The organism is Staphylococcus sp. GDY8P54P (assembly GCF_017892645.1).
GTDB lineage: Bacteria > Bacillota > Bacilli > Staphylococcales > Staphylococcaceae > Staphylococcus > Staphylococcus ureilyticus.
Window position 1 is genome coordinate 1 of sequence record NZ_JAESLN010000055.1, and the last position, 9,279, is coordinate 9,279.

10 protein-coding genes are annotated in these 9,279 nt (G+C 32.6%); 1 reads left to right on the forward strand and 9 read right to left on the reverse strand.

Going from position 1 to position 9,279, the window contains the following annotated elements; all coding sequences use genetic code 11:
* Nucleotides 1-341: 341 nt before the first annotated feature.
* Together KA883_RS13425 and KA883_RS13430 are read right to left on the reverse strand one after the other, a co-directional pair.
* Nucleotides 342-1,349, reverse strand: a complete 1,008-nt coding sequence (locus tag KA883_RS13425; protein WP_046208406.1) for a zinc-binding alcohol dehydrogenase family protein — start codon at nt 1,347-1,349, stop codon at nt 342-344.
* A 17-nt stretch (nt 1,350-1,366) separates the two neighbouring features.
* Complete coding sequence (locus KA883_RS13430; RefSeq protein ID WP_046208407.1) at nt 1,367-2,374, reverse strand: NADP-dependent oxidoreductase; 1,008 nt, start codon at nt 2,372-2,374, stop codon at nt 1,367-1,369.
* A gap of 144 nt (nt 2,375-2,518) precedes the next feature.
* Between KA883_RS13430 and KA883_RS13435 the strand changes: the two genes are divergently transcribed.
* Entirely contained in the window at nt 2,519-3,514 is a 996-nt protein-coding gene (locus tag KA883_RS13435; RefSeq protein ID WP_046208408.1) for an LLM class flavin-dependent oxidoreductase, read from the forward strand.
* 79 nt (nt 3,515-3,593) lie between these two features.
* Here the strand turns inward: KA883_RS13435 and KA883_RS13440 are convergent, their stop codons facing one another.
* From KA883_RS13440 to KA883_RS13470, 7 genes are all read right to left on the reverse strand, one after another.
* On the reverse strand, nt 3,594-4,466 hold the full coding sequence (locus KA883_RS13440; protein ID WP_046208409.1) for an alpha/beta hydrolase: 873 nt from the start codon (nt 4,464-4,466) through the stop codon (nt 3,594-3,596).
* Between the two features lie 245 nt (nt 4,467-4,711).
* The gene (rpsI, locus tag KA883_RS13445) at nt 4,712-5,104 is read right to left on the reverse strand and encodes a 30S ribosomal protein S9 (protein WP_019468668.1); all 393 of its coding nucleotides are present in this window, start codon (nt 5,102-5,104) and stop codon (nt 4,712-4,714) included.
* A gap of 19 nt (nt 5,105-5,123) precedes the next feature.
* Complete coding sequence (gene rplM, locus KA883_RS13450; protein WP_046208411.1) at nt 5,124-5,561, reverse strand: 50S ribosomal protein L13; 438 nt, start codon at nt 5,559-5,561, stop codon at nt 5,124-5,126.
* Between the two features lie 202 nt (nt 5,562-5,763).
* Nucleotides 5,764-6,570, reverse strand: coding sequence for a tRNA pseudouridine(38-40) synthase TruA (gene truA / locus KA883_RS13455; RefSeq protein ID WP_046208412.1), 807 nt, complete (start codon nt 6,568-6,570; stop codon nt 5,764-5,766).
* Between the two features lie 3 nt (nt 6,571-6,573).
* Entirely contained in the window at nt 6,574-7,380 is an 807-nt protein-coding gene (locus KA883_RS13460; protein ID WP_046208413.1) for an energy-coupling factor transporter transmembrane component T family protein, read from the reverse strand.
* Nucleotides 7,370-8,233 carry an energy-coupling factor transporter ATPase gene (locus tag KA883_RS13465; RefSeq protein WP_046208414.1) on the reverse strand — a complete coding sequence of 288 codons (864 nt, stop codon included), beginning with the start codon at nt 8,231-8,233 and terminating at the stop codon, nt 7,370-7,372. Before KA883_RS13465 ends, KA883_RS13460 begins: the two co-directional genes overlap by 11 nt.
* Complete coding sequence (locus KA883_RS13470) at nt 8,230-9,042, reverse strand: energy-coupling factor transporter ATPase (protein ID WP_046208415.1); 813 nt, start codon at nt 9,040-9,042, stop codon at nt 8,230-8,232. Before KA883_RS13470 ends, KA883_RS13465 begins: the two co-directional genes overlap by 4 nt.
* Between the last annotated feature and the right edge of the window lie 237 nt (nt 9,043-9,279).

Below are 9,279 nucleotides of genomic sequence, written 5' to 3' on the forward strand. Positions count from 1 at the left end.
CAATTATACGGACTTTATCACTTTATGTGTCACATATACCCTTACATCGTGCTAATATGCGTAATTTATGAATTTAATTGCATTTAACATTTTAATTTATATATAACTTTTATTTTAAGACACACATATATTCAAAAGTGAAAATGATGATACCGAACATGTGATAGACGGTTATGTTGAAAAAATAAAGGAGCAAAATAACAATCAAATATAATAACTTGACTGCATTTGCTCCTTGAAAGCTCTTTATTTAATCAAATCGCTTTGGCATATCACATATGATTTAACAATAATTTATATATAACTAACAGTGTTTTCGTTAAGAATACTTTTCACTTTTGTTAAATTGAAATAACCAATTTACCGACCATTCTATGATTTTCCATTTTTCTATGCGCCTCAAAAATATTATCTGCTGTTAATCCTTTTAACACTTCATTTGCTGTTGGTTGATAATCACCAGATTCTACTTTATCAGTGATGTCTTTTAGATACGTACCGTGAATAGCCATATCTTCTGTTTGATTCAAAGGTCTTGAATACATATATTCATGAGTAAAGGTTATGCTTTTACGCTTTAGTAAATTCAAATCTTGCTCATGATTGAAAGCAACAATTGTCGCAATTTTACCACGTGGTTTTACAAGTTCAATCATTTTTTCATAATATAAGTCCGTATCAAAAGTACAAAAAATATAATCTACTTCACTAATTTCATATTTTTTAAATTCATCTGTCAAATTATTTTTATGATTCAACACGATGTCCGCACCTAATGATTTTGACCAATTATACGTTTCATCACGTGATGCAGTGGTGATGACATGTAATCCGTAATATTTTGCTATCTGTGTCGCGATACTGCCTACGCCACCTGCCCCATTAATTATTAATAAGGATTTACCTTTATTTTCTTCAGGATTTTTAGAAATATTAAAAACATCAAAAAGTGTCTCTGATGCTGTTAAGCCAGTTAATGGTAAACTTGCCGCTTCTGTATCACTAATATTACTTGGCTTTAATGCTACTAAGCGTTCATCAACAAGTTGATAGGTCTGATTTGAGCCTTGATATGATGGTGAGCCTGAGTAATAAACTTCATCTCCAATTTTAAATTGTTTAACATCTTCACCCAAATCTTCTACAATGCCTACAGCATCATAACCTAGAATTCTTGGCGACTCATTTATAGACGATTGTCTAATTTTCGTATCTACTGGATTAACGCTAATAGCTGTTAAACGTACTAATAACTCACGCTGCTGAGGTTTTGGCGTCTCTATATCCATTTCATAAAATTGATTACCCTCATCTAATGTAAACGGTTTGTCTGCACCAATTGCTTTCATATGTGCATCTCCTTTAGTTATAAATTATCTGATACTTGAACCACTTGTTTACCAAAATTGTCTCCAGTAAATAAATTTCTAAATGCATTAGGCACGTTTTCAAATCCTTCTACGATTGAAGTTTTTGTTTTTATTTTGTCTTCATTTACCCACTGTGCAAGATGCTGACTAGCTTGTTTAAAGTCGTCTGCATAATTAGCCACAACAAACCCTTTCATAAGTGCTTGTGATTTTATTAAAATTGGTTGAATCCGTGGACCATGCTCAATACCCTTATCATTATAACCAGAAATCGCTCCACATACTGGAATTCTAGCAAATTGATTTAAGTGTTTCATAACTTCATCTGCAATGTGTCCACCAACATTTTCAAAATAAACATCTACACCATCAGGCACCGCTTGAGCTAATTTTTCTGAGAAGTTATCAGCTTTATAATCTACGCTAGCATCAAATCCTAATTGATCAGTTAAATATTCTGTTTTACTTGTTCCACCTGCAATACCAACTACACGAGCACCTTTGAGTTTAGCAATTTGACCTACTACTGAACCCACAGCTCCTGAAGCTGCAGATACAACAACTGTTTCCCCTTCTTTTGGTTGTCCAATTTTTAGCAATCCGTGATATGCTGTTTGGCCAGTCATACCTAGTACGCTAAGATATAAGTATAGTGGAATGTCTCGCTGGGTAATTTTCGTAACACTTTGTGCTGATACATTTGTGTGTTTTTGCCAAGGTAGCATACCTACAACATAATCGCCTTGTTCAAAACCATCAGCATTGGATTGTATTACTTTTCCAACAATATGTCCTGCCAATGGTTTATCCAATTGAAATGGTTGAATATAAGATTTACTATCATCCATTCTGCCACGCATATATGGATCTACCGAAATATATATCGCTTCAATTTGAATCTCATCTTTACTAGGCTCATCTATTTCAACAGTTTCGTATCTAAATACATCATCTGAAGGTATACCTTCTGGACGTTTTGCTAATACAATGCTTTCTGTTTTCATTATTTTGCCTCCATTTCATCTTTTCTTCTATTTTATAGTGATGAGGTGATGCAATCAATCAAATCGCTTATTTGATATTTTTTCCACATGTTATGATAAACAGAATAGAGCACTTAAATGATTGTAATGAAGGAGAATGTAAACATGCGATTAAGTATACTAGACTATGTCCCAATATTTGAAGGTAGTAACACCACTCAAGCGATAAATCATTCTGTTGAATTAGCTCAACTTGCTGAATCATTAGATTTTTATCGATTTTGGGTTGCTGAACATCACAAAGTATTGTCAGTTGCTTCTAGTGCTCCAGAAATGATTATGATGGCTTTGTTAGAAAATACTACTTCGATACGCATTGGCAGTGGTGGCGTTATGCTTCCCCACTATAGTGCTTATAAAATAGCAGAAGTCTTTAAAATATTAGAAGGACGTCACCCTCGTAGAGTAGATTTAGGCATTGGCCGCTCTTTCAGTTTTAAAAATGTAAATCAAGCGTTAAATGAAAACAAAACAGCTAACATTGATTTTGAAACACAAATTGTGGATCTAACAAACTATTTTAATGATGACATTCAAAAGCAAAGATTTCCTGGATTATACGCCACGCCTTTAATCCCAACGCAACCTAATATGCATTTATTAGGCACAAGTCAAAATAGCGCTGAACTCGCCGCACAACACGGCTTACCTTTTGTCACCGCTTTAATGGGGAAAAATAAAAATAAAGTTAAACAATCTATCGCTGTTTATCGTAAGCTATTTTCAGAACTTCATCCAAACCGAACACCTTATGTTATTATTTCAACTTTTGTCATCACAGCAAATGACATTCAAAAAATCAAAGAGTTAGAACAAGCTTTTCATCTATGGCTATTACGCATTAATTATTTAAAACAACCTAGTCATTATCCATCAATTACATTTGCGCAACAAAGACAGCCATCCACTAGAGAAATAGAAAAAATGCATCAAAATAAAGCACGTGTTATCAGTGGTTTGCCAAATGAAGTTTTCACTCAACTTAAAGCTATCGCAAATCAATATAATGCAGATGAAATGATGATACAGCCACATGTATATGGTGAAGCAAATCGCAAAAACTTACTACAATTATTAGCAGCTGAAAATAATACATTTTAAGCCTTTTAGAATGAGTAAATAACATGGATTCAAAACTGTACAAAAGATAATTCTAAAATCATAGAGTTATCTTTTTCATTTATAAGCCCCAAAGAAATGCATTCATTTGATCTGTAACTTTTTTATTATCATGGAGCTCACTATGTTCTGCTTTTGGTCCATATACTTTGTATGTTTTATAAGTTTTAACGTGATTTGACAAGAGATACCTTAACGATTCTGAAGATACATTTGTAACTCTACCATCAGAATGGGTTCCGTCTTTTAAATCTCCATAAATATTAAGCACTTCAGCATTTTTAGGATAGTGCGCTTGCATAGATAATAAATTTCTATATGCTTTTAACATCCTGTTAGGTTTGCCATTTTTATCTAAATATATATTTAAGTCCAAACCATTGATATCCACTTCCCCGTTAAAGTTTCCAGCTAAACTCACTTGCTTATTTAACTTAGGTAAGGCACTATCATCACCATACTTTAACATATAGTAACTAAATGATTGATTTCCCATAGAATGAGCTACAAAATTGAATTTTTTAAAATGATATTTTGCATTAAAAGCAATCATAACATTTTTAATCCATTGCGCATCTTTTTCTAAATCTTTTTCTTCATTATCTTCAAAAATGATTTTTATAATCGGACGTTTCATATTGTTAACTATATTTTTATTAAATGTCACCTTTCCATTTGATGAAACTTTGGCCTCAACAACGTCATTTGTAATATTATTTTGAACTGCTGAATTAACCATGTATTTTTCTGAATTAGCTGTACCGGCAAAACCATGCAAATAAAATGTAGGAATCGATGTCTCGTTAGACATGTTTTTAATGTGAGTTTTGTTAAACAGTTGATTTAAAGTCAAAACGACAATACTAGCTAAAAAAATAAATATTAACACGAAAACCAATTGCTTCAAGAGATGTTTTAATTTATTGAATGCCATATGTATAACCTCTAATACCATTTTTACTTTATTATACTTCATACTAACTGAACTTACTAAAGTAAACCAAATGCTTTGAATTTTAAAAGTAGCAAAGTTTGTTTTTTTAATATTTTATAAATCAAAAAAAACTTCCCATACAAATATGGGAAGTTAGAAATATCGTTGCTATATAAACAACAATTACTTAAGCAATTATTGTACAAATCTGTAGGTGAAGCGTATTCGCCACAGTATTTGATATATTAACGTTTTGAGAATTGTGGTGAACGACGAGCTTTTTTAAGACCTGGTTTTTTACGTTCTTTCATACGTGGGTCACGTGTAAGTAATCCAGCGCGTTTTAATGAACCTCTATATTCAGGATCTGCTTCTAATAAAGCACGTGCGATACCGTGACGGATAGCTTGTGCTTGTCCAGTGAAACCACCACCGTGAACGTTAACTAATACATCATAGTTACCTTTAGTTTCTGTAACATCAAATGGTTGGTTTAAGTCTAAGATTAATGATTCGAATGGTAAGTAGCTACGTACATCAGTGTGGTTAACAGTGATGTTACCTTCGCCAGGTACTAAACGTACACGTGCTACTGAGTTTTTACGACGGCCTGTGCCTTTATATTCAACTTGTGCCAATGTAATTTCCTCCTTTTAATTAACCACGTAACTCGTAGTTTTCTGGTTGTTGTGCAGCGTGTGGATGTTCAGCGCCACCATATACAAATAATTTTTTGCCTTGTTTTTCACCTAGACGTGTGCTTGGTAACATACCTTTAATTGAGTTTTCAAGTAAACGTTCTGGGTTTTTAGCTTTTAACTCACCAGCAGAGATTGATTTGATTCCGCCTGGGTGGTTACTGTGACGGTAATACATTTTGTCTTGTTCTTTATTACCAGTGAATTGAATTTTAGCAGCGTTGATGATAATTACATAATCACCTGAATCAACGTGTGGTGTATAAGTTACTTTATTTTTACCGCGTAGAATAGCAGCTACTTCTGATGATAAACGACCAAGTGTTTGACCTTCAGCATCAATAACATACCATTTGCGCTCAATGTTTGCTTCATTAGCCATAAATGTTTGACGCATATAATTGTCCTCCTAGAATAAATAAATGTTTCTTGTCTAATTGAAATGATATTTAAACTTAAATGCATTTATTTTGTTAATTTATAATTTCTACGTGCTTCTATATCTTGTTACACAATAAGATTCCGGGGCTTATCGTGGGGTGATATAAAACAATACCGTTAGTTATCGTATAATTTTTATGGTGTTTTGTCAATGTAATTTACCTATTTTGTGTGGATTTTTTTTGATATATTTTTATGTCTTCACCAAAATCACTTATGAGTGCTTCGGGAGACAAGTATATATGTTCCAAATATAATCCTTCTGCTGGTGCAGTAAACGGAACTTTATTGCGATCTTTCGCTTTTAATAATTGTGGAACTGACTCAGGCTGAAATTTCTCTTTACCCACACCAATTAAAAATGCAACTAACACACGTACCATATTATATAAAAACCCTGAACCAGTAACTACATAATCAAAACCATATTCTGTTTTTTCGATTCTACTTTCATATAGAGTACGTACTTTACTTTCAACTTCTGTTTTTTGAGAACAAAAACCAGTAAAGTCATGTGTACCCATAAATAAACTGGCAGCCTGAGACATCTTTTCAAAGTCTAAACTTTCAGGTACGTGTGCTTTCAAACCACATTCAAATGGATTTTTATTAGGTGATTGATAAACTTTATAGCGGTAAGTTTTACCCACACAATCATATCTACAGTGGAATGACGCATCTACAAATGAAACATGTTTCACAAAAATATCATCAGGTAATGCCCGATTCATTGCATACTGCCATTGATCGGGTAAAATGTTAAGCTCTGAATCAAAATGAAAATATTGCTCTATTGCATGCACACCACGATCAGTTCGGCTACTAGGATGAATTCTAACATGTCGCTTGTGCATGCGCTTAAGTATTTTTTCAAATTGCTGTTGTACCGTTCTACCATTATTTTGAATTTGAAAACCTAAGAATTGACTACCTTGATACGAAATATTTACTAAAACACGAACCATCCTTTACACTCCCATATACTTTAACACAAATAATATTATTGCTATTGGTATTATTGATATCAATAACAAGCTATCAGACTTTTGCCAGTTTAATTGACGAAAACTCGTTCGCTGTTTGTTTGTATCATAACCACGTACTTCCATTGCAATTGCTAAATCTTCAGCTCTTTGGAAAGCTGAGATAAATAAAGGAATTAACAAAGGTATAAACGCGCTCACTCTATTGATTAATCCCCCTGAACTGATTTCAGAACCTCTTGATTTCTGTGCTAAGATAATTTTATCCAGTTCATTCATTAAAGTTGGAATAAAACGTAAAGCAATTGACATCATCATACTCAGTAAATGTACAGGTATTTTTATCAACTTTAATGGGTATAATAACCTTTCAAATGCATCAGTAAGATCTAAAGGACTTGTCGTTAAAGTCATAATTGTAGACACCATAATGATAAACATTAACCTCAAGACAATATAAATACCTTCTAAAATACCATGTGTATCAATTGAAATAAAACCGAATTCAAATATCCGTATACCACCTTTAGTTAAAAATAAATGCATTAAAAAGGTGAAAATCAGAAAAATCCATATTGGGGTTAACCCCTTAATTAAAAACCAAGCTTTTATATGAGCAGTTTTCATCATGGTTACAATGATTATAAATAACCATAAATAAGTAAAAAATGAATGTGCAAAAAATATTAATATAATAAATAAAAAGACAAAAATTAATTTTGCACGTGGATCACGACGATGTACAAAAGTGTCTAATGGAAGATAACGTCCTATAATAAACTTATCTCTCATTTTTTTGCCACTCCTTATACATCTCAGTGAATTCTGATTCGGTTAATGCAATACGGTCAAATTTAATTTGATGTTTTGCTTCAATGTCTCTCTGTAATTTGACGATATCTGGAACATCCAAGTGCATGTCTTTAACATAGTCATTTGCATTAAACAATTTTCTTGGAGAACAGCTTTCAACTAATTTGCCCTGCTTAATAATTTTTACTTCATCAACATATTTTGCAACGTCATTCATTTCATGCGTGACTAATATGATTGTTTTATGTTGTTCAACTTGAAGTTTCTTTAACATTTCCATGATTTGATTTCTACTTTTAGGATCAAGACCTGCAGTGGGTTCATCTAATATGACAATATCTGGATCCATAGCTAAGATAGAAGTAATTGCTATTTTTCTCATTTGGCCTCCCGACATTTGGAAAGGCGATTGTTCAAGTATATCTCTATTAAAACCGAATTCGATTAATAATTGAAATGCCCGTACTTTTACTTCTTCAAGTGGCATATTAAAATTTTTAGGTCCAAATAATATTTCTCGTTCTACTGAGTCTTCAAAAAGTTGTGATTCTGGAAACTGGAATACTACCCCCACACGTTTTCGTACTTGTTTTAAATACTTATCTTTAGTTTTATGTGTAATTTGGACATCATTGACCTCTAAAGAGCCATGTGAAGGTTTGAGTAGTCCATTAATATGCTGAATTAATGTAGACTTGCCTGAGCCTGTTTGACCAATTACTGCATAATACTTCCCTTGTTCAAAAGTGGTTACAATGTCTTTCAATGCAAGATGCTCATAAGGTGTTCCTTTTTGATAAACATAAGATACTTGATCAAATTTAACAGTCATAATTTGCTTACCAACCTTTCGTAAGAAATATAGTCAGTAACACCTAAGAGTTGTTGGCTCATTCTCATTGCAAACGGTAAATCTAAACCAATTTGTGTCAGTGCCGCTCCTTTATTAAAAATAACTTGAGGCAAACCTGCTTGATATAAGGAACCTTGGTTTAAAACAACTAAATGGTCCGCATCTATAGCTTCTGATAAATCATGAGTGATGGAAATGATTGTCACATCTTTTTCTTCTTTTAAACGGTGAATTAATGAAATTAATTCTGTTCTGCCTTCTGGATCTAACATAGACGTCGCTTCATCTAATATAATGATATCCGTATTTAATGCTAAGACACCTGCGATTGCGACACGCTGTTTTTGACCACCTGAAAGTGATTGCGGCTCATATGTGGCTCTATCCAACATATCTACATCCGCTAATGCTTTGGGTACAATTTCGTGCATCTTTTCGTAAGTTATCGCATTATTTTCTAAACCAAAAGCTACATCAAATTCTACAGTAGACCCTACAAATTGATTTTCTGGATTTTGAAATACAATTCCTATATGTTGTCTTAACTCATTTAAGTTATCATCATTGATACTTATACCGTTCAAATAAATTTGGCCTTCAAAAGGTTTTTGAATGCCTATCATCAGTTTTGCTATCGTTGATTTACCTGAACCATTGTGGCCTACTATAGAAGTCCATTTACCTCTTGGTATGCTAAATGATACATCATTTAACGCAAGTGGTTCATCGCTATTATATTTAAAAGATACGTGATCAAATTTAATTATTTCTTCTGCTTGCGTTACCATTTCAGTTATCTCCTAAATCAAAAATATTAATCATATACTTAATCATTTTACATGAAAAATAATAAATAAGCACTTCTTCTTCACTAATTTTTCTTTTAAATCTCATTTATTGAGTCTTCAAAAAGATACCATTAAACATCTAAAGATTATATTTCACGATTAACAATTACTGATACCTAACAATAAACTTATATGAATTTATAAACAAATCGCTGATTAGCTAGAACTGCTCATGTC

Bases quoted from the DNA above. Each gene is read 5' to 3' on its own strand.
- KA883_RS13460 (WP_046208413.1), bottom strand. From the start codon at position 7,380: ATGAGAGATAAGTTTATTATAGGACGTTATCTTCCATTAGACACTTTT.
- KA883_RS13470 (WP_046208415.1), bottom strand. From the start codon at position 9,042: ATGGTAACGCAAGCAGAAGAAATAATTAAATTTGATCACGTATCTTTT.
- KA883_RS13465 (WP_046208414.1), bottom strand. From the start codon at position 8,233: ATGACTGTTAAATTTGATCAAGTATCTTATGTTTATCAAAAAGGAACA.
- KA883_RS13440 (WP_046208409.1), bottom strand. From the start codon at position 4,466: ATGGCATTCAATAAATTAAAACATCTCTTGAAGCAATTGGTTTTCGTG.
- KA883_RS13435 (WP_046208408.1), top strand. From the start codon at position 2,519: ATGCGATTAAGTATACTAGACTATGTCCCAATATTTGAAGGTAGTAAC.
- KA883_RS13425 (WP_046208406.1), bottom strand. From the start codon at position 1,349: ATGAAAGCAATTGGTGCAGACAAACCGTTTACATTAGATGAGGGTAAT.
- KA883_RS13430 (WP_046208407.1), bottom strand. From the start codon at position 2,374: ATGAAAACAGAAAGCATTGTATTAGCAAAACGTCCAGAAGGTATACCT.
- rplM (WP_046208411.1), bottom strand. From the start codon at position 5,561: ATGCGTCAAACATTTATGGCTAATGAAGCAAACATTGAGCGCAAATGG.
- truA (WP_046208412.1), bottom strand. From the start codon at position 6,570: ATGGTTCGTGTTTTAGTAAATATTTCGTATCAAGGTAGTCAATTCTTA.